At 72.3% G+C, this 22,985-nt stretch carries 20 protein-coding genes; 13 read left to right on the top strand and 7 right to left on the bottom strand.

The genetic code is table 11. The annotated features are described in order from the left end of the window. Positions 1 to 214 precede the first annotated feature (214 nt). The 8 genes from AB0F62_RS36095 (at position 215) to AB0F62_RS36060 (ending at position 11,372) form a co-directional block, all read left to right on the top strand. The gene (locus AB0F62_RS36095) at positions 215 to 1,633 is read left to right on the top strand and encodes a class II fumarate hydratase (protein WP_361809507.1); all 1,419 of its coding nucleotides are present in this window, start codon (positions 215 to 217) and stop codon (positions 1,631 to 1,633) included. 102 nt (positions 1,634 to 1,735) lie between these two features. Further along, a complete protein-coding gene (locus AB0F62_RS36090) occupies positions 1,736 to 2,419 on the top strand; it encodes a DUF402 domain-containing protein (protein WP_361809505.1) in 684 nt (227 codons plus the stop codon). Between the two features lie 127 nt (positions 2,420 to 2,546). Next, positions 2,547 to 3,233: a class I SAM-dependent methyltransferase gene (locus tag AB0F62_RS36085; RefSeq protein WP_361809503.1), complete on the top strand. Its 687-nt coding sequence runs from the start codon at positions 2,547 to 2,549 to the stop codon at positions 3,231 to 3,233. Positions 3,234 to 3,292: 59 nt separating this feature from the next. Further along, positions 3,293 to 5,926 (top strand): SpoIIE family protein phosphatase, encoded by a 2,634-nt coding sequence (locus AB0F62_RS36080; protein ID WP_361809501.1) that lies wholly within the window; start codon positions 3,293 to 3,295, stop codon positions 5,924 to 5,926. Positions 5,927 to 6,088: 162 nt separating this feature from the next. Then, positions 6,089 to 7,537 carry a catalase gene (locus AB0F62_RS36075; protein ID WP_361809499.1) on the top strand — a complete coding sequence of 483 codons (1,449 nt, stop codon included), beginning with the start codon at positions 6,089 to 6,091 and terminating at the stop codon, positions 7,535 to 7,537. A gap of 240 nt (positions 7,538 to 7,777) precedes the next feature. Then, positions 7,778 to 8,302 (top strand): PadR family transcriptional regulator, encoded by a 525-nt coding sequence (locus AB0F62_RS36070; RefSeq protein ID WP_361809497.1) that lies wholly within the window; start codon positions 7,778 to 7,780, stop codon positions 8,300 to 8,302. A gap of 17 nt (positions 8,303 to 8,319) precedes the next feature. Beyond that, a complete protein-coding gene (locus AB0F62_RS36065; RefSeq protein WP_361809513.1) occupies positions 8,320 to 8,985 on the top strand; it encodes an ABC transporter ATP-binding protein in 666 nt (221 codons plus the stop codon). Next, positions 8,982 to 11,372 carry an FtsX-like permease family protein gene (locus AB0F62_RS36060; protein WP_361809495.1) on the top strand — a complete coding sequence of 797 codons (2,391 nt, stop codon included), beginning with the start codon at positions 8,982 to 8,984 and terminating at the stop codon, positions 11,370 to 11,372. Before AB0F62_RS36065 ends, AB0F62_RS36060 begins: the two co-directional genes overlap by 4 nt. A 19-nt stretch (positions 11,373 to 11,391) precedes the next feature. Here AB0F62_RS36060 and AB0F62_RS36055 read toward each other — a convergent pair whose 3' ends face one another. After that, positions 11,392 to 12,294 (bottom strand): hydrogen peroxide-inducible genes activator, encoded by a 903-nt coding sequence (locus AB0F62_RS36055; RefSeq protein WP_361809493.1) that lies wholly within the window; start codon positions 12,292 to 12,294, stop codon positions 11,392 to 11,394. Positions 12,295 to 12,591: 297 nt separating this feature from the next. Here AB0F62_RS36055 and AB0F62_RS36050 point away from each other — a divergent pair, with 297 nt between their 5' ends. Further along, positions 12,592 to 13,146, top strand: a complete 555-nt coding sequence (locus AB0F62_RS36050; protein WP_361809491.1) for a peroxiredoxin — start codon at positions 12,592 to 12,594, stop codon at positions 13,144 to 13,146. A 2-nt stretch (positions 13,147 to 13,148) separates the two neighbouring features. Then, entirely contained in the window at positions 13,149 to 13,685 is a 537-nt protein-coding gene (locus AB0F62_RS36045; RefSeq protein ID WP_361809489.1) for an alkyl hydroperoxide reductase, read from the top strand. Between the two features lie 238 nt (positions 13,686 to 13,923). On the opposite strand, the gene AB0F62_RS36040 is transcribed toward AB0F62_RS36045, so the two are convergent. The 4 genes from AB0F62_RS36040 to AB0F62_RS36025 form a co-directional block, all read right to left on the bottom strand. Beyond that, a complete protein-coding gene (locus AB0F62_RS36040; protein WP_361809487.1) occupies positions 13,924 to 15,243 on the bottom strand; it encodes an AI-2E family transporter in 1,320 nt (439 codons plus the stop codon). A 115-nt stretch (positions 15,244 to 15,358) separates the two neighbouring features. Further along, complete coding sequence (locus tag AB0F62_RS36035) at positions 15,359 to 16,027, bottom strand: transglycosylase SLT domain-containing protein (RefSeq protein ID WP_361809485.1); 669 nt, start codon at positions 16,025 to 16,027, stop codon at positions 15,359 to 15,361. Positions 16,028 to 16,425: 398 nt separating this feature from the next. After that, positions 16,426 to 17,745: a PhoH family protein gene (locus tag AB0F62_RS36030; RefSeq protein ID WP_361809483.1), complete on the bottom strand. Its 1,320-nt coding sequence runs from the start codon at positions 17,743 to 17,745 to the stop codon at positions 16,426 to 16,428. Positions 17,746 to 18,171: 426 nt separating this feature from the next. Further along, a complete protein-coding gene (locus tag AB0F62_RS36025; RefSeq protein WP_361809481.1) occupies positions 18,172 to 18,945 on the bottom strand; it encodes an isoprenyl transferase in 774 nt (257 codons plus the stop codon). Between the two features lie 110 nt (positions 18,946 to 19,055). On the opposite strand from AB0F62_RS36025, the gene mgrA reads away from it, so the two are divergent. Continuing rightward, the gene (gene mgrA, locus AB0F62_RS36020) at positions 19,056 to 20,096 is read left to right on the top strand and encodes an L-glyceraldehyde 3-phosphate reductase (RefSeq protein WP_361809479.1); all 1,041 of its coding nucleotides are present in this window, start codon (positions 19,056 to 19,058) and stop codon (positions 20,094 to 20,096) included. An 18-nt stretch (positions 20,097 to 20,114) separates the two neighbouring features. Here the strand turns inward: mgrA and AB0F62_RS36015 are convergent, their stop codons facing one another. Further along, positions 20,115 to 20,828 carry an A24 family peptidase gene (locus tag AB0F62_RS36015; protein ID WP_361809477.1) on the bottom strand — a complete coding sequence of 238 codons (714 nt, stop codon included), beginning with the start codon at positions 20,826 to 20,828 and terminating at the stop codon, positions 20,115 to 20,117. A 59-nt stretch (positions 20,829 to 20,887) separates the two neighbouring features. Between AB0F62_RS36015 and AB0F62_RS36010 the strand changes: the two genes are divergently transcribed. After that, entirely contained in the window at positions 20,888 to 21,253 is a 366-nt protein-coding gene (locus AB0F62_RS36010; protein WP_361809511.1) for a DUF192 domain-containing protein, read from the top strand. A 163-nt stretch (positions 21,254 to 21,416) separates the two neighbouring features. On the opposite strand, the gene AB0F62_RS36005 is transcribed toward AB0F62_RS36010, so the two are convergent. Continuing rightward, positions 21,417 to 21,917 (bottom strand): DUF3592 domain-containing protein, encoded by a 501-nt coding sequence (locus tag AB0F62_RS36005; protein WP_361809475.1) that lies wholly within the window; start codon positions 21,915 to 21,917, stop codon positions 21,417 to 21,419. 161 nt (positions 21,918 to 22,078) lie between these two features. Between AB0F62_RS36005 and AB0F62_RS36000 the strand changes: the two genes are divergently transcribed. Beyond that, complete coding sequence (locus tag AB0F62_RS36000; RefSeq protein ID WP_361809473.1) at positions 22,079 to 22,909, top strand: alpha/beta hydrolase; 831 nt, start codon at positions 22,079 to 22,081, stop codon at positions 22,907 to 22,909. Positions 22,910 to 22,985 lie beyond the last annotated feature (76 nt).

Raw genomic sequence — 22,985 nt, 5'->3', positions numbered from 1 at the left:
GCGGTGCGGTTCCCCAAGGACACGGACACCTCCCTGGAGCGCGTCTGGCAGCTCCAGCCCGCCGCCGTTCCCCGGTCCGCGCCGGTCCCTCCCGGGGCGTCTGCCGGGACGCCTCCCGGGGGAATGAAACGTGCCGCGCCACTGTCCTAGCGAGGGGTTCTACTGGGAAGTACCAGGACGCCCGACGACGTACGCGAGGGAAGGGATTCCGGCCATGTCCGAGCAGGACGCGCAGGACGCGGGGAACGAGCGCGAGTACCGCATCGAGCACGACTCGATGGGCGAGGTGCGTGTCCCGGCCCACGCCAAGTGGCGCGCGCAGACCCAGCGCGCGGTGGAGAACTTCCCCGTCAGCGGCCGCGGGCTGGAGCGCGCCCACATCGAGGCGCTGGCCCGGATCAAGGCGGCGGCGGCCAAGGTCAACGCGGAACTGGGGGTCCTGGACAAGGACGTGTCGGAGGCGATCCAGGAGGCGGCCGCCGAGGTCGCCGAGGGCCGCTGGGATGCGCACTTCCCGATCGACGTCTTCCAGACCGGATCCGGCACCTCGTCCAACATGAACGCCAACGAGGTCATCGCGACCCTGGCGAGCGAGCGGCTCGGCCGCGCCGTGCATCCCAACGACCACGTCAACGCCAGCCAGTCCTCCAACGACGTCTTCCCCTCCTCTCTCCACATCGCGGCGACCGCCGCCGTGACCGGCGACCTCATCCCCGCGCTGGAGCACCTGGCCGCGTCGCTGGAGCGCAAGGCCGCCGAGTTCGCGGACGTCGTGAAGTCCGGCCGCACGCATCTGATGGACGCCACACCGGTGACCCTGGGCCAGGAGTTCGGCGGCTACGCGGCCCAGGTGCGGTACGGGGTGGAGCGGCTGAGCGCCTCGCTGCCCCGGCTCGCGGAGCTGCCCCTGGGCGGCACGGCGGTCGGCACGGGGATCAACACCCCGCCGGGCTTCTCGGCGGCGGTGATCGCCGAGGTGGCGCGGACGACCGGGCTGCCGCTGACGGAGGCGCGGGACCACTTCGAGGCGCAGGGCGCCCGCGACGGCGTCGTGGAGACTTCCGGACAGCTGCGCACGATCGCCGTGGGCCTGACCAAGATCGCCAACGATCTGCGCTGGATGGGCTCGGGCCCGCGCACCGGTCTCGCCGAGATCGCCCTGCCGGATCTGCAGCCCGGCTCGTCGATCATGCCGGGCAAGGTGAACCCGGTGATCCCGGAGGCCGTGCTGATGGTGTCCGCGCAGGTCATCGGCAACGACATGACGATCACGACGGCCGGCGCCGCGGGCAACTTCGAGCTGAACGTGATGCTCCCGGTGATCGCCAGGAACGTGCTGGAGTCGGTGCGGCTGCTCGCCAATGTCTCGCGGCTGCTGGCGGACCGCACGGTCGACGGGATCACGGCGAACGTGGAGCGCGCCCGCGAGTACGCCGAGTCCTCGCCGTCGGTCGTCACGCCGCTCAACAAGTACATCGGCTACGAGGAGGCGGCCAAGGTCGCCAAGCGGTCGCTGGCCGAGCGGAAGACCATCCGCGAGGTGGTCCTGGAGTCGGGGTACGTCGAGCGCGGGCTGCTCACCCTGGAGCAGCTGGACGAGGCGCTGGACGTGCTGCGGATGACCCGGCCCTGACGGCGCGCCGCGCCGTCGTCCCGGCCGTCCCCCGTGCCCGGCGTGACGAACGCTCGGCTCAAGGGTGACGCCCCCGTAACACGCGGTCCGTAAGATCCGTTCATGACAGCGGACATCCTTCTTCCTCCGGGAGCGGACCGGGACGGCGGCGCGGGCCACTGGGCCCCCGGCGAGCAGGTGCTGTGGCGCTACCGCGGAAACGGCGGCGACTCGCTGCACATCTGCCGCCCGGTGACCGTGGTGCGCGACGACCCTGAACTGCTGGCCGTGTGGATGGCTCCGGGCACCGAGTGCGTCAAGCCGGTGCTGGCCGACGGCTCGCCGATCCACCGGGAGCCGCTGGAGACCCGCTATCTCAAGCCGCGCACGACATGCGTGGACCGCTGGTGGGGCACGGGCGTGCTGAAGCTGGCCCGCCCGGGCGAGCCCTGGTCGGTGTGGCTGTTCTGGGAGCAGGGCTGGCGCTTCAAGAACTGGTACGTGAACCTCGAGGAGCCGCGGCACCGCTGGTCGGGCGGGGTCGATTCGGAGGACCACTTCCTCGACATCCACGTCACGCCGGACCGCGGCTGGCAGTGGCGGGACGAGGACGAGTTCGCTCAGGCGCAGACGGCCGGCCTGATGCCCGCGGCGACGGCGGAACGGGTACGGGAGGCCGGCCTGCGGGCGGTCGAGGTGATCGGCGCCTGGGGGCACCCGTTCCGGGACGGATGGGAGCACTGGCGTCCGGATCCGGCGTGGCCGGTACCGGCCCTTCCGGATGACTGGGATCGTCCGGCAAGGTGACCGCGTGAGCGGCTTGCGGGGGACCCCTGCCTCAATCGTAAGATCGTGGCTCATAGTGCTGCACAAAACACAGGCTCACACTAGAGTTTGACGCTATGTCACCAAGGTCATACGGGAGGCCCGGGCTGTGGGAGTCGGCGGCTACGAGGACATACGGCTGGACCGCACCGGCCAGGCCGAGGGTTTCGACGCCATAGGTGACCGGTACGACGAGGCCTTCCCGCACAAGGAGGGCCAGGTCACCGCGGGCGAGTGGCTCCTCGGGCACCTCCCGGCGGGCTCGCGCGTCCTGGACCTGGGCTGCGGCACGGGGCTGCCGACCTGCCGTCAGCTCGTCGACGCCGGGCACGAGGTGACGGGCGTGGACCTCTCCGCCGGGATGCTCTCACTCGCACGGCGGTATGTACCCGAGGCGACCTTCCATCAGGCCGACATCGCCGACCTGCGGACCGGCGGCCGCCACGGACCGCACGGCACGGACGACCTCGGCCGCTTCGACGCGGTCGTGGCCTTCTTCTCGCTGCTCATGCTGCCTCGGACGGAGATCCCGCTGGCCCTGGAGAGCGTCCGCGATCTGCTCCTCCCGGGCGGAATGTTCACCCTTTCGATGGTGGAAGCCGACGTGGACGACTTCGCGATTCCGTTCCTTGGTAACACCATCCGGGTATCGGGTTATCTACGGGACGAATTGCGCCAGGTGGTGGCCGACGCGGGATTCGTGGTCCTTAAGGAGGATTCGTACGCGTACGCGCCGCACACCACCGAAGTGCCGCCGGAGGAGCAGCTCTTCCTGCACTGCCGACGACCCGCCTGACGCGGCCGCCCCGCCACGTGCCCGGCACGTGACGCACCCGACCGGATGGAACGACCAGCGTGAGCACGGAGCGCATTACTGAGCAGGCCGCTGTCGAGGCGACGACGGCCGGCCCGGCACGTCCGGGCGACACCGAACCGGTCCCGGATCCGCGGACCGGCTACCGGCTGCCCCGGGACCCGGGGCCGGACGGCGAGTCAGGCGTGCCCACGGCCGGGACACGGGCGCCCGGGCAGTCCCCGGCGCCGTCCGAGGCCGGCGGTCGTCCGCGGCGGGGCCGCCGGGGCGGCGGCACCGCCAAGCGCGGCGCGGCCGAGGGGACACCCGGCGCCGGGGCCACACCGCCGGCGCAGCGTCAGACCCCGGCCGATCCGCCCGCGTCGGCCCCAGCACCCGCCAAGCCCGCACCCGCCAAGCCCGGCCGCGGCAGCCGGCGCACGGCGCGCCGCGGACGTACCGCGCGGCAGGCCGCCGAGGTACGGGACCGTCAGGCCGCCCGGGTCGTCTCCGGCGACGGGGCCGCCACCCTCCAGCACATGACCGCCGGCTCCGGCACGGACGGCGCCCGCGGCCGGCAGGCCGCGCGGCTGCGCGCCGCCGACGCTCCGGCCGCCTCCGGCACCCCCGGCACCCCGACGAACGGGCAGTCCTGGAACAGCTCCGGCGGCCAGGACCGGCGGGCGGCCACCGCCATGGCCGCTCCCGTGGAACCGGGCCGCCGGGCCGCCGCCTCCGGCGGCGGGACCCCCGGTGTTCCGGGCGTCCCCGGGCCGACGCAGCCGGAGGGCGGCGAGCCGCGCACCCGGCAGCGCACCCCGGACTCGACGCTGCCCGCGTCCCGGGCCGCGGGCCGGCACGGCGGCCGCGGCGGCCAGCCGGGCGGGCACCCCGTCGACGAGGACTCCACCGGCGGCCAGCCGCTGAAGAAGATCGGCCCGCAGGGCCGCGGCCGGGGCGGGCAGGCGGAGGCCGAGCGGCTGCGCTATGTCGGCGCGGCCACCCGCCGTATCGCCCGCGGCCTGGATCTGGACGAGATCGTGCTGGGTCTGTGCCGCTCGGCGGTGCCCGCCTTCGCCGACGCGATCCTGGTCTATCTGCGGGATCCGCTGCCGGTCGGCGACGAGCGCCCCTCCGGCCCGCTGGTCCTGCGGCTGCGCCGGACCGACCGGGTACCGGACGAGAACGCCCCGGAACCGGTGGAGGGCCTGCTCATGCCGGTCGTCCCCTCCACGGAGGGCGCCTACGGCTCGGCCGCCGAGGTCGTGCACGTCCCCATGGACGGCCCGCTGGCCGAGGTGCTGCGCGGGGTGCGCCCGGTGTTCTCCGACAGCGGGCAGGCCACGGCGGCGCTGCACGAGCTGGTCGGGGGCTGCCGGGAGGCCGAGTTCGGCGACACGTTAGACCTTCCGAACGGGCGCCGCGCCATCCTCGCGCCGCTGCGCGGCCGCCGCCGGGTGATCGGCGCGACCGTGCTGCTGCGCCGTCCCGAGCGCGCCGCGTTCGACCCGGACGACCTGCTGATCGCGGCCCAGCTGGCCACCCACACCGCGCTCGGCGTGGACAAGGCGGTGCTCTACGACCGCGAGGCGTCCATCGCCGACTCCCTGCAGCGCGAGATGCTGCCCGACTCCCTGCCGGAGCCCACCGGGGTCCGGCTCGCCAGCCGCTACCTGCCGGCCGCGGAGTCGGCCCGGGTCGGCGGCGACTGGTACGACGCGATCCCGCTGCCCGGCAGCCGGGTGGCGCTGGTGGTCGGCGATGTGATGGGCCACTCGATGACCTCGGCTGCGATCATGGGCCAGCTGCGGACGACCGTGCAGACCCTGGCGGGTCTCGACCTGTCGCCGCAGGAGGTGCTCTACCACCTGGACGAGCAGGCCCAGCGGCTCGGCCAGGACCGCATGGCCACCTGCATCTACGCCGTCTACGACCCGATAGCGCACCGGGTGACCATCGCCAACGCGGGCCACCCGCCGCCGGTGCTGCTGCACGCGAACGGCCTGGCCGAGGTGCTGCGCGTGCCGCCCGGCGCGCCGATCGGCGTGGGCGGCGTGCCCTTCGAGGCGGTCGAGCTGCCCGCCCCCGCGGGGGCGACGCTGCTGCTCTACACCGACGGCCTGGTGGAGTCGCGTACCCGTGACGTGTGGGGCGGCATCGAGATGCTGCGCGAACGGCTGCACACGGCGTCGGCCGTGCTGTGCCCGCCGCCGCTGGAGCCGCTCTGCGACGAGGTGCTGGAGATCGTCGGCCCGGGCGACCGGGACGACGACATCGCGCTGCTCGCCGCCCGCTTCGACGGCATCGCGCCGCGCGACGTCGCCTACTGGTTCCTGGAGCCGAGGGCGCAGACGGCCGGCCGGGCCCGGCGGCTGGTGCGCCAGGCGCTCAGCCGCTGGAATCTGGAGCCGCTGGCCGAGGCGACCGAGCTGCTGGTGAGCGAGGTCGTCACCAACGCCGTGCGGTACGCCGAACGGCCCATCACGCTGCGGCTGCTCCGCACCGACGTGCTGCGCTGCGAGGTGGGCGACGACGCCCCGACGCTGCCGCGGATGCGCCACGCCCAGCCGCAGGACGAGGGCGGGCGCGGGCTGTACCTCGTCAACCGGATGGCGCAGCGCTGGGGAGCGACCCGGCTCAGCGCCGGGAAGGTGGTCTGGTTCGAAATGGGCATTCCGGGCGGTGTCGACCGGTAGACACTCCGTGTCCGTACATGTTTCATTTCTGGACTTTGTCCAGATCCATGGCGTGAAGTCATTGCCCGGCGTGCCGAGCCGGTGATTCAGTGTTTGTGTGGTCGTTAGCGACCAGGAGCCCCCGACGGACTCTTCCGAAGATCGACGGGAGGACACACTCACATGAGCACCCCCTACACCACCAACAACGCCGGAGTCCCGGTGGAGAGCGACGCGCATTCGCTCACGGTGGGCTCGGACGGCCCAGTCCTTCTCCAGGACCACTACCTGATCGAGAAGATGGCGCAGTTCAACCGCGAACGGGTACCGGAGCGTGTGGTGCACGCCAAGGGCTCGGGCGCGTACGGCGTCTTCGAGGTGACGAACGACGTCAGCCAGTTCACCAAGGCCGATCTCTTCCAGCCGGGACGGCGGACCGAGATGCTGGCCCGCTTCTCGACGGTCGCCGGCGAGCTGGGCAGCCCCGACACCTGGCGGGATCCCCGCGGATTCGCCCTGAAGTTCTACACCGAGTTCGGGAACTACGACCTGGTCGGCAACAACACGCCGATCTTCTTCGTGCGCGACGCGATGAAGTTCCAGGACTTCATCCGCAGCCAGAAGCGCCGCCCCGACTCCGGCCTGCGCGACAACAACATGCAGTGGGATTTCTGGACGCTGTCCCCCGAGTCCGCGCACATGGTCACCTGGCTGATGGGCGACCGCGGTGTGCCCAAGACCTACCGCCACATGAACGGCTACGGCTCCCACACCTACATGTGGGTCAACGGCGGCGGCGAACGGCACTGGATCAAGTACCACTTCAAGACCGACCAGGGCATCGACTTCCTCACCCAGGAGGAGGCCGACCACTACGCGGGCGCCGACGGCGATCTGCACCGCCGGGACCTGCACCAGGCGATCGAGCGCGGCGACCACCCGTCGTGGACGCTGTATGTGCAGGTCATGCCGTTCGAGGACGCCGCGGACTACCGGTTCAACCCCTTCGACCTCACCAAGGTGTGGCCGCACGGCGACTACCCGCTGATCGAGGTCGGCCGGATGACCCTGAACAAGAACCCCGAGGACTACTTCATCCACATCGAGCAGGCCGCCTTCGAGCCCAGCAACATGGTGCCCGGCATCGGCCCCTCGCCGGACAAGATGCTCCTCGGCCGGCTCTTCTCGTACGCCGACACCCACCGCTACCGGATCGGCCCCAACTACGCGCAACTGCCGCCGAACCGGGCGCACTCCGAGGTGCGGTCCTACGCCAAGGACGGCCCGATGCGCTACGAGCCGGCGCGCACGGCCGCGCCGTACGCGCCGAACTCCTACGGCGGGCCCGAGGCCGACATCCGGCGCTTCGGCGACCCGGCCGGCTGGGAGGTGGCGGGCAACATGGTGCACGAGCCGTACAAGCTGCACCGCGAGGACGACGACTTCGGCCAGGCCGGGACGATGGTCCGGAAGGTCCTGGACGACGCCGCCCGCGACCGGCTGGTCTCCAATGTCTCGGGCCACCTGAAGAACGGGGTCAGCGCCCCCGTCCTGGCCCGCGCGGTCGAGTACTGGCGCAGCATCGACAAGGAGGTCGGCGACCGCATCGCCGCGAACGTCAACGGTCTGTGACGCCGGACCTCCCCACGGCCGCAGCCCCGGTGCACGTGATGTCCGTCCGTGCCCCGGGGCTGCATCGCGTCCGGAAGTGGACGGGCGGAACGGAGGGGACGATTCCGGACCTCCGGGTATCGAACCGGTCTCACCAGCCGATCGGTGAAGCACCAGGTCAGACGGGTTAAGGTCACCACCTCGTCACTATGACCATGATCTATACACTGCGGGTATACGCGTCATGTAGAGTCCTCGGTCATGAGCATCGGCCACACCCTGCTCGGACTTCTGGAGTCCGGTCCGCGCCACGGCTACGACCTGAAGCGGGAATTCGACGACACATTCGGTCACGACCGCCCGCTCCACTACGGCCAGGTCTACTCGACGATGGCGCGGCTGCTGAAGCACGGACTGGTGGAGGTCGACGGCATCGAGCCCGGCGGCGGTCCGGAACGCAAGCGCTACGCGATCACCGACGCCGGGATCACCGACGTCGAGAAGTGGCTCGCACAGCCGGAGAAGCCCGAGCCGTACCTGCAGAGCACCCTCTACACCAAGGTCGTCCTGGCGCTGCTCACCGGCCGCAGCGCCGCCGGCCTCCTCGACACCCAGCGGTCCGAGCATCTGCGCCTGATGCGGGAACTGACCGCGCGCAAAAAGCACGGCGACCTCGCGGATCAGCTCGTCTGCGACCACGCCCTGTTCCATCTGGAGGCGGACCTGCGGTGGCTGGAGCTCACCGCGGCACGTCTCGACCGACTCGCGGCGGAGGTAGCCAAGTGAGCACCACGGAGAACCTGATGGAGGCCGTCGACCTGCACAAGGCGTACGGCCCGACCCCGGCCCTGGACGGCGCGGCGTTCGGCATACGCGCCGGTGAGGTGGTCGCCGTCATGGGGCCCTCCGGCTCCGGCAAGTCGACGCTGCTGCACTGCCTGGCCGGCATCGTCCGGCCGGACTCCGGCCAGGTGCTCTACCGGGGACGGGACCTCACCGCGATGAGCGACGCCGAGCGCAGCGCGCTGCGCCGCGGCGAGTTCGGCTTCGTCTTCCAGTTCGGCCAGCTCGTGCCGGAACTGACCTGCGTGGAGAACGTGGCGCTGCCGCTGCGGCTGAACGGCACCCGGCGCAAGGAGGCCGAGGCCCGTGCCCGGGAGTGGCTGGCCCGGCTGGAGGTCGACGACCTGGCGGGCAAGCGCCCCGGCGAGATCTCCGGCGGCCAGGGCCAGCGGGTCGCGGTGGCCCGCGCGCTGGTCACCGGCCCGCGGGTGGTCTTCGCCGACGAGCCGACCGGCGCCCTGGACTCCCTCAACGGCGAGCGCGTGATGCGCATGCTGACCGACGCCGCCCGCGACACCGACGCCGCCGTCGTCCTCGTCACGCACGAGGCACGGGTGGCCGCCTACTCCGACCGCGAGGTCGTCGTCCGCGACGGCAAGTCGCGGGACATGGAGCGCGTCGCATGAGCACCACCGAGGCAAGCGGCTCCGGCGGCATGCTCCGGACCTGGGTCCGCGACCTCGGCCTCGGCATGCGCTTCGCGGCGACCGGCGGCCGCGAGGGCTGGACCCGCACCCTCCTCACCTCGGTCGGCGTCGGCCTCGGCGTTGCGCTGCTGCTGCTGGCGGCCGCCGTGCCGGCCATGCTGAGCGCCCGCAGCGAGCGGGGCTACGACCGCGACTACTCCTGGTTCAACGACCAGCCCAAGCAGTCCGCCAGCACGGTGCTGCGCGAGCAGGCCGACACCAGTTTCCGCGACGAAGACATCCGGGGTCTGCTGCTCAAGGCCGACGGCGACCGGCCGGTGCTGCCGCCGGGCGTCGAGAGGATGCCGGCGCCCGGCGAGATGGTGGTCTCCCCGGCGCTGAAAAAGCTGCTCGACCAGCCCGGCAGCAAGCTGCTGCGGGAGCGGCTGGACTACCGGATCACCGGCGTCATCGGTGACCAGGGCCTGCTCGGGCCCGCCGAGCTGGCCTACTACGCGGGCAGCGACAAGCTCGTCGCCCGCAACGAGGACGGTTCCGTCGGAAACGCCACCCGCATCCCGTACTTCGGGCGCGGCTCCGTCAAGCCCGAGCCGCTGGGCGGTGTGCTGAGCCTGCTGGTCGTCATCATCTTCGTGGTGCTGCTGCTGCCGGTGGCGGTCTTCATCGGCACCGCCGTCCGCTTCGGCGGCGAACGCCGGGACCGGCGGCTGGCCGCGCTGCGACTGGTCGGCGCGGACAGCAGGATGACCCGGCGGATCGCGGCCGGCGAGGCGCTCTTCGGCTCCCTGCTGGGACTCGCCGTGGGCACCGGGATCTTCCTGTGGACCCGGCAGTTCTCCCCCGATGTGACGCTGTACGACATCAGCCTCTTCCCCTCCGACATCACGCCCGGTCCCGGGCTGGCCGCCCTGGTGGTGCTGGCGGTTCCGGGAGCGGCGGTCGCGGTCACCCTGCTGGCGATGCGCGGCATCGCCGTCGAACCGCTCGGAGTGGTGCGCAACGCCACCCCGCAGAAACGGCGGCTGTGGTGGCGGCTGCTGATCCCGCTGGCCGGCATCGGACTGCTGGCTCCGCTGTTCGGGGGCATCTCCCAGAACACCGAGATCAACCCGTACCAGGTGACGGCGGGCACGGTCCTGCTGCTGGTCGGTCTCACCACCGTGCTGCCCTGGCTGGTCGAGACGGTGGTCGGCCGCCTCGGCGGCGGCCCGCTGCCCTGGCAGCTGGCCACCCGCCGCATCCAGCTCAACAGCAGCGCCGCCGCCCGCATGGTCAGCGGCGTCACCGTCGCCGTGGCGGGGGCGATCGCCCTCCAGTCGCTCTTCACCGGGGTGCAGCACGACTTCGTCAAGAAGACCGGCGAGGACCCGGACCGCGCCCAGATCAGCCTCGCGCAGAGCGTCGACAGCGGGGCGGAGGCGCAGCGCGTGGAGAAGGCCTTCGCCGACACCCGGGGCGTCCGCACGGTGCTCGGCGTCGTCCAGGGCGACGCCGTCCAGGGGAACGCCTCGACACGGAAGTCCGAGGACATCCGGTACGCGACCCTGATCGTGGGCGACTGCGCGACGCTGCGCGAGCTCGCCGAGGTCGGGGCCGGCTGCGCCGACGGCGACGTCTTCCTGGTGTCCGACCCCGGCGGCTACGGCGACATCAGCTTCGCCAAGCCCGGCGGCACACTGGATCTGAACGTGCCGACCTCGGACGCGTACACCGGCACGCCGCAGCCGTGGCGGATCCCGGCCGACGCCCGCCCGGCCAAGTCCCGTGTGGCGCCGGACGGGAACCAGGAGTGGGGCGTGCTGGCCACCCCCGCCGCGCTGGACGTGGCGACGCTGCACTCCCCCGTCGTCCGGCTGATGCTGAGGACCGACCCGGGCTCGCCGGACGCCGTCGAGCACGTCCGCAACACCGCCGCGCGCATCGATCCCGCGCTCACGGTCTCCCCGTTGGAGGCGACCAGGGAGGACCGCAAGTTCGCGACCATCCGGCGCGGGCTGCTCATCGGCGCCACGGCCACCCTGGCCCTGATCGGCGCGAGCCTGCTGGTCTCCATGCTGGAGCAGCTGCGCGAGCGCAGGAAGCTGCTGGCCGTCCTGGTCGCCTTCGGCACCCGGCGGTCCGTACTCGGCCTGTCGGTGCTCTGGCAGACCGCGCTACCCGTCGCCCTGGGGCTCGCCCTCGCGGTCGTCGGCGGTGCCGGACTCGCCGCGGCCCTGCGGAAGATGGTGGGCCTCGGCCCCCATGTCGACTGGGCGAGTGTGGGCGCCATGACCGGCGCCGGCGCCGGGGTGGTCATCCTGGTCACGGTGCTGAGCCTGCCGCCGCTGTGGCGCATGATGCGACCGGACGGTCTGCGGACGGAGTGACGCGGCCGGCCGCGGTCCGTCAGCGGGCGAACCGTACCGGCAGCGGTCTCAGGGCACCGCGCAGCGCGGAGGCGAAGGTCTCGAACTCCTCCGCGCGCGCGGTGCCCGCGCGCATCGCCAGGGCCACCCGCCGCGACGGCGCCGGGTGGGCGAAGTACCCCGTGGCCAGGTCCGCGCTGCGCCCGGTCTCCACCGGGACCGCCGTCCGCGGCAGCAGCGTCACCCCGAGCCCGCCGGCCACCAGCTGCACCAGCGTGGACAGCCCCGCCGCGGTCGTTCCGGCGGCGGCCCCCTCGGTGCGGCCCGCCTCCCGGCACACGTCCAGCGCCTGGTCGCGGAGGCAGTGCCCCTCCTCCAGCAGCAGCAGATCCAGCTGCCGCAGGGCCTCGCGGGGGATGTCCGTCCGCCCGGCCAGCCAGTGGTCGCGCGGTGTGACCAGCACGAAGTCCTCGTCGAAGAGGGGCAGTTCCACGACGGACGGGACCCCGAGCGGCACCGCGAGCAGCAGCAGGTCCAGCCGGCCCGCCGCGAGACCTTCCAGCAGTGAGGACGTCTGCTCCTCGTGCACCTGCAGATCGAGCTTCGGGTACGTGTCGTGCACCAGGCGCAGCACGGTCGGCAGCAGATAGGGCGCGACCGTGGGGATCACCCCGAGTCTCAGCACCCCGGTGAACGGGGCACGCGCGGCCTCCGCCTCGTCCAGCAGATCGCCCACCGCCTCCAGCACCGCCCGCGCCCGGGTCGCGACCCGCTCCCCCGCCGAGGTCAGCAGCACCTTGCGGGTCGTACGCTCCACGAGCACGACCCCGAGCGTCTCCTCGAGGGCGGCGACCGCGCCGGACAGGGCGGGCTGGCTGGTACCGATCGCGGCGGCCGCGTCGCGGAAGTGCAGGTGCTCCGCGACGGCCGCGAAGGCCCGCAACTGGGACAGACTGGGCTGGCGCTGGGTCGCGCGCTGACTGGCGATAACCGCCTCCGATCAAGAATCTCCAGTCTAGTCGCGCAGCCGATCAATGACCCTGGAGCCCACGGCGGCCGCGGACCCTCGCGGAAGCCGTCACTCTCCGCAGCGACCTCATGGTTCGATAAGCACATCCGATCAATACCACCCGCTGCGGCGATTTCACTGATCAATGGGCTCATGGCAGGGTGATCGGGACCAGACAAGGGAGCGGTGCGCCACCCCGCAACCGGCTCCCCACCCTCACAAGGAGTGCGCGTGCTCACCGTCGGTGACAAGTTCCCCACGTTCGAACTGACCGCCTGTGTGGACCTCGACCCGGAGAAGGCCTTCGCCCAGATCGACCACAAGTCGTACGAGGGCAAGTGGAAGGTCTACTTCGCATGGCCGAAGGACTTCACCTTCGTCTGCCCGACGGAGATCGCGGCGTTCGGCAAGCTGAACGACGAGTTCGCCGACCGCGACGCGCAGATCCTCGGCTTCTCCGTGGACTCCGAGTTCGTGCACCACGCCTGGCGCAAGGACCACGACGACCTGCGCGACCTGCCCTTCCCGATGCTCTCCGACATCAAGCGCGAGCTCTGCACCGACCTCGGCATCCTCGGTGAGGACGGCGTCGCCCAGCGCGCCACCTTCATCGTGGACCCGAACAACGAGATCCAGTTCGTCATGGTGACCGCCGGCTCCGTCGGCCGTAACCCCAAGGAGGTCCTGCGGGTCCTCGACGCGCTGCAGACGGACGAGCTGTGCCCCTGCAACTGGAAGAAGGGCGACGAGACCCTCGACGTCGTCAAGCTGCTGGCCGGTGAGTGACCGTGGCGCTCGATGAGCTGAAGTCCGCGCTGCCGGACTACGCCAAGGACCTCAAGCTCAACCTGGGTTCCGTGATCGGCAACTCCGACCTTCCCGGGCAGCAGCTGTGGGGCACGGTGCTGGCGACCGCCATCGCCTCCCGCTCCGCGATCGTGCTGCGCGCGCTGGAGCCCGAGGCCCGCGAGAACCTGACGCCCGAGGCGTACCAGGCCGCCAAGGCCGCCGCCGCCATCATGGCGATGAACAACGTCTACTACCGGACCCGGCACCTGCTGTCGGACCCGGAGTACGGCAACCTGCGGGCCGGTCTGCGGATGAACGTCATCGGCAACCCGGGCGTCGAGAAGACCGACTTCGAGCTCTGGTCGCTGGCGGTCTCGGCGATCAACGGCTGCGGGATGTGCCTCGACTCGCACGAGCAGGTGCTCCGCACGGCGGGCGTCGAGCGCGAGACGATCCAGGAGGCCTTCAAGATCGCTGCCGTCGTGCAGGCGGTCGCGGCGACCCTGGACGCCGAGGCGGTCCTCGCCGGCGCGTGACCCGTGCCCCCTCGGGCCCGGCCACCCTTCGGGGTGCCGGGCCCGTCGGCTGTCCCGCGCGGGCCCGCCATGGTCGGCCCGGGGCCGCCCGGGGCCGCCCGGGGTCGCCCCGGGGTCGCCCCGGGGTCACGGTGACGCTTCGTCGGGCCCGAGTGCGTGACGCGCGGCCGTCGGACGCACCGCGGCCGCCCTCCGGGGAGGGCGGCCGCGGGTTCGAGCGCTCGGACCGTTCGGTCCGTCAGGCCGTCTCCTCCGGTGTGGCGTCCACGAGACCCGGGGCGCCGACCGGGGCCACCTCCGCGGCCGTCGCGCCGTGCGGTCCGGGTTCGTCGGCCATCGCCGCCTCGCGGGAGTGGACCCGCAGATAGCCGACGACGGTGTTGGTCACCGCGACCAGGGGCACGGCGACGACCGCCCCGCCGATCCCGGCGATGAGCGAACCGGCCGCCACCGACAGGATCACGCCGAGCGGATGCACCCGCACCGCCCGGCCCAGGATGAACGGCTGCAGGATGTGGCCCTCGATCTGCTGCACCAGCAGGACCACCACCAGCACCATCAGCGCCGTGAACGGACCCTCCGTCACCAGCGCCACCACCATCGCGATGGCACCCGAGGCGACCGCGCCGACCAGCGGCACGAAGGCCGCGAGAAAGATGATGACGGCCAGCGGCACCGCCATCGGCACTCCGAGGAAGAAGATGCCGATGCCGATGAAGATGGCGTCGATCAGGGCCACTATCACCGTGCCGCGCACATAGAGGGTGAGGGTGCGCCAGGCGCGCGGCCCGGCCCCGCCGAGCCCGTCGCGGGCGGCCACGGGGAAGAGCTTGAGGAACCAGTTCCAGATGTTGCGGCCGTCGTAGAGCAGGAAGAGCGTGCTGAACATCGCCAGCAGGATGCCGGTGAGCATCTCCACGACGACGGTGACGCCCTGCAGTCCGGCGTCGGTGAGCGCCTTGGAGTTGGTGCCGATCGCCTCCTGGAGGTTCTTGGCGATCTGGTTGATCTGGTCCTCGGTGACGTGGAACGGGCTGTTGAGCAGCCAGCGCTTCAGCTCGCTGATGCCGTCCTGGAGGCTGCTGGAGAGGTTGTCGATGTTCTCCATGACCTGCCAGACCACGAACCAGCCGACCAGGCCCATCATCACGAAGCCGCCGATGAAGACGATGGCCGTGGCGAACCCGCGCGGCACCCCCATCCGCTTCAGCCGGCCCACGAAGGGCTGCAGCAGCGCGGTGATCAACAGCGCGGCGACGAAGGCGAGGACGACCAGCTGTATCGTGCCGATCACCCGCATCAGCACCCAGACGGTGCCGGCCAGCACCAGCAGCCGCCAGCCGAGTTCGGCCGCGACCCGCATGCTCCACGGCACCTGGGCGACCGGGTCGCCCGGGCCGGATGCGCGCGGCACGGGCCGGCGCGCGGTCTGCTCCTCCTGGCGGCGCGCCTCATCGCGGGCGCCCGCGGCCGCGGCCCGGCGCTGTTCCTCCAGCCTCCCGGCGAGCTTGGCGAGCTCCGCGGCCAGCCCGGAGCCCCATGGTCGCTTGTCCGACATCGCTTCCCCTGTCCCCCGCCCCCCGCGGCCTGTCCGTCCGCACCACCGTACGCGCAACGAGCCCCTCACCCCGCAAAGGGGTCAGGGGCTCGTCGAGAGTTTGTGACGGTGTGACCTAGTACCAGTGGTTGGCCTGCCAGAACGACCACGCGCCGCAGGGGCTGCCGTAGCGGCTGTCCATGTACTTCAGACCCCACTTGATCTGGGTACCGGGGTTGGTGCGCCAGTCGGCGCCCGCGGAGGCCATCTTGGAGCCGGGCAGGGCCTGGACGAGGCCGTACGCGCCCGAGGAGGCGTTCGTCGCGGTGTAGTTCCAACCGCTCTCACGGGTGACGATGTTGGAGAAGCACTGGTACTGCGAGGCGTCGCCGATGATCCCCTGCGCCATGGCCTGGACCTCGGCGATGGAGTACGAGGCCTTCACGACCAGCGCGGCACGCTCGGCGGCGCGGGAGGCCGCCTCGGCCTTCCGGTCGGCCTCGGCCTTCTCCTCGGCCTTCTTGCGGGCGGAGGCGTCCTTGGCGGCCTGCTTGCGCGCTGCCTCCTCCGCGGCCTTCTTCGCACCGGCGTCGGCGGCGTCGGACTGCGCCTGCACCTGCTGCGTCAGGGAAGCCTGCTGAACCTGCTGTCCCGCGGGTATGTCCGCGAGAACGGTGGTCGCATCGGCGGCGGCGACGGGCTGAAGGCCCCCCTCGCTCCCGGAGGCGACACCGACGACGGCGCCCACAGTGGTGACCGCAGTGGCCGAAGCCACCGCGAATCCCCGGACCGAGATCCGGCTCACACGGTTTCCTTCCAGCGTCGCCCGTTTGGTGACCTCACGGACGCGATCGTGCCCCATCGCACTGGCTTCCTCCTACACCGGTCACAGAAGCACTGGCCCGGTGGGGCTCCCCCGATGGGGCGGGAGTCCGCTGATTCAGCTCGGGCGGCCCACGGCGAACGCTGTTCAGTTCTGAGGTTCCGTACGTTTTCGGGTACGGGTGTGCCGAGGGCGGGGGCCTGACAGAACCGACAGCCTGCCGCAGGCGGACGCGTCAACGCAATTCCCCGTTGCGTGTCAAAACTCACACGCCACGTGGGTCACGGAATTTTCTCGTACGCGTCCGTAGCGGCCGCGGACAGCGCTAGGCTGCTGCGCCTTTGCGGCGCAGCAGCCTAGCGGACCGTCAACCTCGCCTGTTACGCCCGGCCGTCCTCCAGCATCTCCGTCACGAGCGCCGCGATCGGCGAGCGCTCGGAGCGGGTCAGGGTGATGTGCGCGAACAGCGGGTGGCCCTTGAGCTTCTCGACGACGGCGACCACTCCGTCGTACCGACCCACCCTCAGGTTGTCGCGCTGGGCGACGTCATGAGTGAGGACAACCCGGGAATTCTGCCCGATTCGGGACAACACGGTCAGCAGGACGTTGCGCTCGAGGGACTGCGCCTCGTCCACGATCACGAAGGCGTCGTGCAGGGAGCGGCCCCGGATGTGCGTGAGGGGCAGGACCTCCAGCATGCCGCGGGCCACGACCTCCTCGATGACCTCCTTCGACGTCACGGCGCCCAGGGTGTCGAAGACCGCCTGGGCCCACGGGCTCATCTTCTCCGCCTCGGAACCCGGCAGATAGCCGAGCTCCTGCCCGCCGACGGCGTACAGCGGCCGGAAGACCATGACCTTCTGGTGCTGCTGACGCTCCAGCACCGCCTCCAGGCCGGCGCACAGTGCCAGCGCCGACTTGCCGGTGCCGGCCCGGCCGCCCATCGACACGATGCCGACGTCCGGGTCGAGCAGCAGGTCCAGCGCGATCCGCTGCTCCGCGCTGCGGCCGTGGATGCCGAAGGCCTCCCGGTCGCCGCGCACCAGCCGGACCCGGCCGTCGGCCGTCACCCGGCCGAGCGCCTTGCCGCGCTCGGACTGCAGGACCAGGCCGGTGTGCACCGGCAGCCCGGCCACGTCGGGCAGGTCGACGGTCTCCGACTGGAAGAGCTCGTCCACCTCCTGGGCCGCGACCTGCAGCTCGTGCATCCCCGTCCATCCGGACGTGATCGCCAGCTCGGCCCGGTACTCCTCCGCCAGCAGGCCGACGGAGGACGCCTTGACGCGCAGCGGCAGGTCCTTGGAGACGACGGTGACGTCGTACCCCTCGGCCTGGAGGTTCCGGGCCACGGCGAGGATCCGCGAGTCGTTGTCGCCCAGCCGGAACCCCGCGGGCAGCACGCCCGGGTCCGAGTGGTTCAGTTCGACGCGCAGGGTGCCGCCCAGCTCGCCGATCGGGATGGGTGCGTCCAGCCGCCCGTACCGGATCCGGTACTCGTCGAGCAGCCGCAACGCCTGGCGGGCGAAGTAGCCGAGCTCGGGGTGGTGGCGCTTGGCTTCCAACTCGGTCACCACCACGACCGGCAGGACCACCTCGTGCTCGTCGAAGCGGAGGAGGGCATGCGGGTCGGCAAGCAGCACGCTGGTGTCGAGTACGTAAGTGCGCCGGTCGTGCTCACGGCGATTCTTGCTGGTCACCACGTGTGGACGAACCCCCTCGGAAGAGGTGCGGGTGCGACGGCGTCGCGCGGGACAGGGCCGGGACCGACCACAAGGGCCGAACCACGACCCTTCGAGTCGACGCGGTCAATGCCGTCTGAGTCAAGGGTTGACAACGGCACGTCCGTGAGCAAAGGGCCTCCCGGGCGGACGGGCCAGGTGCCGTCCGCTTCTGTCCGACATCCATGGGCCGGATGTCGGTCTGACGGGTGTATTCCCTCGAAAGTGAAGGCCTATGCGACTGCATATGACAGGTGTTGGCCCAGGCCCTACCCTTGCCGCCCGGCCGCCCGGTGTTTCCGCCCCCGTCGCCGGGACGTAATCCGGCCACCGCGCCCCCGGCCGTCCGCCGCGACGCCGGTGTGGCGCATCTCTCCCCGGCGGCCCCGCCCGCGCGGGCGGCGGGCCTCAGGCGCCGTAGCGCCGGTGCCGGGCCGCGTAGTCGCGCAGTGCCCGCAGGAAGTCCACCCTGCGGAACGCGGGCCAGAAGACCTCGCAGAAGTAGTACTCCGAATGCGCGCTCTGCCAGAGCATGAAACCCGACAGGCGCTGCTCGCCGGAGGTGCGGATGACGAGGTCGGGATCGGGCTGGCCGCGGGTGTAGAGGTGCTCCGCGATGTGGTCGATGTCGAGGATCTCCGCGAGGTCCTCGATGGAGGTGCCGCGGCCGGCGTGCTCGTGGAGGAGGGAGCGGACCGCGTCGGCGATCTCCTGACGGCCGCCGTAACCCACGGCGACGTTGACGAGTATGCCCTCGACGCCCTCCGTGGCCTGCTCGGCCTCCTTGAGGACGGACTGGGTGCGGGCCGGCAGCAGATCCCGCGCGCCCACGTGGTGCACGCGCCAGCGGCCGGTCGCCGCGAGACCGCGGACCGCGTCCTCGATGATGCCGAGCAGCGGGACGAGTTCCTCCGCCGGGCGGTCCAGGTTGTCCGTGGAGAGCAGCCAGAGCGTGACGACCTCGACGCCGGTCTCCTCTGACCAGCCGAGCACCTCGGTGATCTTGTCCGCGCCGGCCCGGTGGCCCTGCTCGGTCGTCCGGGCGGCGGCCTTGGCCCACCGCCGGTTGCCGTCCAGGATGACGCCGATGTGCTTGGGGCCCTGCGACAGGTCGAGTCGGCGCTCCACACGGTGGGCGTACAGGTCGGTCAACCTGAGACGTACCAGGTCGCGCAGATTCATTGGCGGGCCCCTCCTGCGGTCGTCACCCCCTCGACACCCTACTGCGCGTTTCCGCGGGCCGCCGAACCGGGTGCGAGGCGGTGGACCACCGTCGTGATAGGACCGATTCTGTGGATATTCGTTCTCTCTACCGCGCCCCCGACGAGCGCTACGACGCGATGGCGTACCGCCGTACCGGCCGCAGCGGCCTGAAGCTCCCCGAGATCTCCCTCGGGCTCTGGCACAACTTCGGCGACGACCGCACGCTCGACTCGCAGCGCGCCATCCTGCGCCGCGCCTTCGACCTCGGCGTCACCCACTTCGACCTGGCCAACAACTACGGCCCGCCCTACGGCTCCGCCGAGAGCAACTTCGGGACCATCCTCGCCCAGGACTTCCGGCCCTACCGCGACGAACTGGTCATCTCGACCAAGGCCGGGTACGACATGTGGCCCGGCCCGTACGGCGAGTGGGGCAGCCGCAAGTACCTGCTCTCCTCGCTCGACCAGTCCCTGGGCCGGATGGGCCTGGACTACGTCGACATCTTCTACTCGCACCGCTTCGACCCGGACACGCCGCTGGAGGAGACGATGGGCGCCCTCGCGTCCGCCGTCCAGCAGGGCAAGGCGCTCTACGTCGGCATCTCCTCCTACAGCGCGCAGCGCACCCGCGAAGCGGCCGGTCTGCTGCGCCAGATGGGCGTGCCGGCGCTGATCCACCAGCCGTCCTACTCGATGATCAACCGCTGGGTCGAGGACGACGGGCTGCTGGACGTCCTGGACGAGGAGGGCATGGGCTGCATCCCCTTCGTCCCCCTGGCCCAGGGCCTGCTGACGGACAAGTACCTGAACGGCATCCCCGAGGGTTCCCGGGCCGCCCAGGGCAAGTCCCTCGACCCCACCCTGATCACCGACGAGGTCGTGCGGCGGCTGCGCGGCCTCAACGGCATCGCCGCCCGGCGCGGCCAGTCGCTGGCGCAGCTCGCGCTGAGCTGGGTGCTGCGCGACAAGCGGGTCACCTCGGCGCTGATCGGCGCGTCGAGCGTCGCCCAGCTGGAGGCCAACGTCGCGGCGGTGGGCGCCGCCCCGCTGACGGCCGAGGACCTCGCCGAGATCGACGAGTTCGCCCTCGAGTCGGGCGTCAACCTCTGGTCCCGCAGCAGCGACGCGTGAGTTCGGCGGGCGCCCTGGTCAGGACGGCAGCAGCGGTCCGGCCAGGGCGCCGGCCAGGATGAACGGCCCGAAGGGCAGCGGCGTACGGCGGCCGGCGCGGCGGGCCGCCAGCAGCACCAGGCCCGTGACCGCGCCCAGGGCGAAGGCGGCGAAGGTGCCGACGGCGACCGTCCCCCACCCGTACCAGGCGAGGACCAGGCCCGCCGTGGGGGCGAGTTTGACGTCGCCGAAGCCCATGCCGTCCGGGTTGACCAGGTGCAGCACAAGGTAGAACAGCCCCAGCGCGGCCGCCCCCAGCAGGGCCCGGGGCCACGACCCGTCATGGCCCGGGAGCAGCGCGGCCACCCCCAGCAGCGCCGCCGTCCCGGCGGCGGCGGGGAGCGTCAGCACGTCCGGGAGCCGCAGCACCGTCAGATCGACCCGTGCGAGCAGCACTCCGAGCGGGACGAGCAGCAACCACACCGCCAGTTCGGGCCGCGCCCCGGTGCGCGCCGCCACGAGCGCGCAGACGGCGGCGGTGACCAGCGCGTACCGCCATCCGCCGGCCGGGTCGCCGGCGTTGCGCGCCGGCCCCCACCAGCCGCGCCACCCGCGCGGGTAGGGCCGATCCGCCGGACACCGGGTCCGCCGGGGGTCGTCCGGCCCGACGGACAGCCGGTGCGCCGGGCGCGGCAGGGCGAGCCCCGCGACGGTTCCCCAGACGGCGGCCGCGGCGATCGGATAGACATGCATCGGGCCCGACCGTACACGGAAGCACCACGCGAGGGGACGTGAGCCAATTGGGCGACCGGCTGCGCGACGGAGCCGGGCTGCTGCGCGTCTCCGGCGCGGCGGGTGGGGACGACGACGGCGTACCGCTGGAGATCGCGTCCTCCTACCGGGCGCGCACCCGGGGCCTGTTGGGCCGTACCGGGATCGCCGGCGCGCTGCTGCTCACGCCCGCCGCGAGTGTGCACACCCTGGGCATGCGCTTCGCCATCGACGTCGCCTACCTCGACCGCGGGCTGCGGATCCTGGCCGTCCGGACCATGCCGCCGGGCCGGGTGGGCCGGCCGCGGCTGCGGGCCCGGCATGTGCTGGAGGCGGAGGCGGGCGCGATGGCGGCGTGGGGCCTGGTGCGCGGCACGGCGCTGAGCGTGGAGCAGGGCCCGCGCTGACGGGCCGCGCGGAGCGGGCGGGCCCTCCGGCCGCCCGTCCGGCGGGGCGCCGGGCACGCGGCCCCGGTGGACGATCCGCCCCGCGGACCCGCGTCCCGTCCGCTCCGCGGCGATGACGCACCGTCCGCGACGGGCGGCCGCGGCCACTCGGCGGGGGCCGGCCCTAGACGCCCTCGCCGCCGAAGTCCGGGTAACCGGAGAAGTCGTCGAAGGCGCCGGCGACCTGCACGCCCCCGACCACCAGCACGATGCCGAGGACGATGAAGATCGCCAGGAAGAGGAACGTCAGGGCCAGTTGGCCGTAGGGCACCCGGTAGCCGGCCGGCACGACCAGCGCTCGCTCGGGGGCCTCGGGCACGTAGGCCACCGTCAGATGGTCGCCCTCGATCGTCGTGCCCGGCGCCCCCGGGTCCTCGAAGCGGACGTCACGCCCGTCGGCGGTGCGGAACGCGAAGACGAAGTGCTGCCGCGAGTGGGTCGGCCCCTCGCCCGTCGAACCCACGGTCGTGTACACCCGGACGCACCGCCCCTCGGCGCGCAGCCCTCCGTGCACGGCCCGCCGGATCCACAGCAGACGGCGGCCCGCGCGCACCGCGATCACCAGCGGTACGAGTGTGATCAGCACGGCCACCAGGGTGAAGAGCACCGGTATCGCAGAGTCCATCGACATCCCCCGTCACTGCGGCGGGGGCGCACACCCCCGTCGTCGTAACGAGACACCCGGGGAGCCCGGGCGGTTCCGGCACGGACGGGTGCCGCAGCTCACCCGATCCGCTCCGCGCAAAGGAGGTTCGGCCGCACCGCCCCGGCACTACGCTCCCCGCCATGGGCCACACCGTGCTCGCCACCCCGCTGGGCGACGTCGCCCTGCACCGCCTCGGCACCCCGGCCACCGGCGCTCCGCGCACGCCCGTGCTGCTGCTGCACGCCAACCCCGGGGACAGCCGCGACTACGGCGCCGTGGCGGCCGGGCTCGCCGCGGAGCGCGAGGTCTTCGCCCTCGACTGGCCCGGCTACGGGCGGTCCACCGCGACCGCTCCGGCCTCCGTCACCCCCGAGGCGCTGGCGGACATCGCCGAGCGCGCCCTCGAAGCCATCGCCCGCAGCGGCGCGCCCCGCGCGTACGTCATCGGGAACAGCGTGGGCGGATGGGTCGCCGTGCGACTGGCCGAGCGCCGCCCTGCGCGGATCGCCGGCATCGTCCTGGTCGACCCGGCCGGCTTCACCCGGCACACCCCCGTGACCCGCTGGTTCTGCCGCGCCGTGATGGGCCGTCCGTCCCGCGCCCGGCGTCTCCTCGCCCCACTGGCCCGCGCCTACCTGGGCCGGCTCCGTACGACGAGCGCCCGCGCGACCTACGACCGGGCCCGCAGGGTCCCCGCCGACGCCACCCGGCTGGCGGTGCACTGCGCCCTGTGGCGCGCCTTCGCCGCGCCGGGTTTCGCGCTGACCGACGCGCTGCCCGGGATCGTCCCGCCCGTCCTGCTGCTCTGGGGGCGCCGTGATCCACTGCTCCCCGTGCCGACCGACGGCCGCCGGGCCCGCCGCTCGCTGCCGCCCGGCGCCGTGTACGCGACCCTGCCCGCGGCCCACGAGGCGTACAACGAGCGACCGGACCTCTTCCTGGCGCGCGTACGGCCCTTCCTGACGGAATGAGGCGGGGAAAGAAGACGGGCCGGTCCGCAGGGGGGGAGAGCGGACCGGCCCGAGGGGGGGGATTCCAAGGTACCGC

The organism is Streptomyces sp. NPDC026673, from assembly GCF_040638135.1.
In the GTDB taxonomy this organism is placed as follows: Bacteria; Actinomycetota; Actinomycetes; order Streptomycetales; family Streptomycetaceae; genus Actinacidiphila.
Note: the sequence above shows the minus strand (reverse complement) of the source record. Positions and strands in the feature narration are given on the sequence as shown.

Coding starts and splice junctions, on each gene's coding strand:
- AB0F62_RS36065 (WP_361809513.1), top strand. CDS start 8,320: ATGGAGGCCGTCGACCTGCACAAGGCGTACGGCCCGACCCCGGCCCTG.
- AB0F62_RS36090 (WP_361809505.1), top strand. CDS start 1,736: ATGACAGCGGACATCCTTCTTCCTCCGGGAGCGGACCGGGACGGCGGC.
- AB0F62_RS36015 (WP_361809477.1), bottom strand. CDS start 20,828: ATGCATGTCTATCCGATCGCCGCGGCCGCCGTCTGGGGAACCGTCGCG.
- AB0F62_RS36000 (WP_361809473.1), top strand. CDS start 22,079: ATGGGCCACACCGTGCTCGCCACCCCGCTGGGCGACGTCGCCCTGCAC.
- AB0F62_RS36070 (WP_361809497.1), top strand. CDS start 7,778: ATGAGCATCGGCCACACCCTGCTCGGACTTCTGGAGTCCGGTCCGCGC.
- AB0F62_RS36040 (WP_361809487.1), bottom strand. CDS start 15,243: ATGTCGGACAAGCGACCATGGGGCTCCGGGCTGGCCGCGGAGCTCGCC.
- AB0F62_RS36095 (WP_361809507.1), top strand. CDS start 215: ATGTCCGAGCAGGACGCGCAGGACGCGGGGAACGAGCGCGAGTACCGC.
- AB0F62_RS36075 (WP_361809499.1), top strand. CDS start 6,089: ATGAGCACCCCCTACACCACCAACAACGCCGGAGTCCCGGTGGAGAGC.
- AB0F62_RS36005 (WP_361809475.1), bottom strand. CDS start 21,917: ATGGACTCTGCGATACCGGTGCTCTTCACCCTGGTGGCCGTGCTGATC.
- AB0F62_RS36025 (WP_361809481.1), bottom strand. CDS start 18,945: ATGAATCTGCGCGACCTGGTACGTCTCAGGTTGACCGACCTGTACGCC.
- AB0F62_RS36060 (WP_361809495.1), top strand. CDS start 8,982: ATGAGCACCACCGAGGCAAGCGGCTCCGGCGGCATGCTCCGGACCTGG.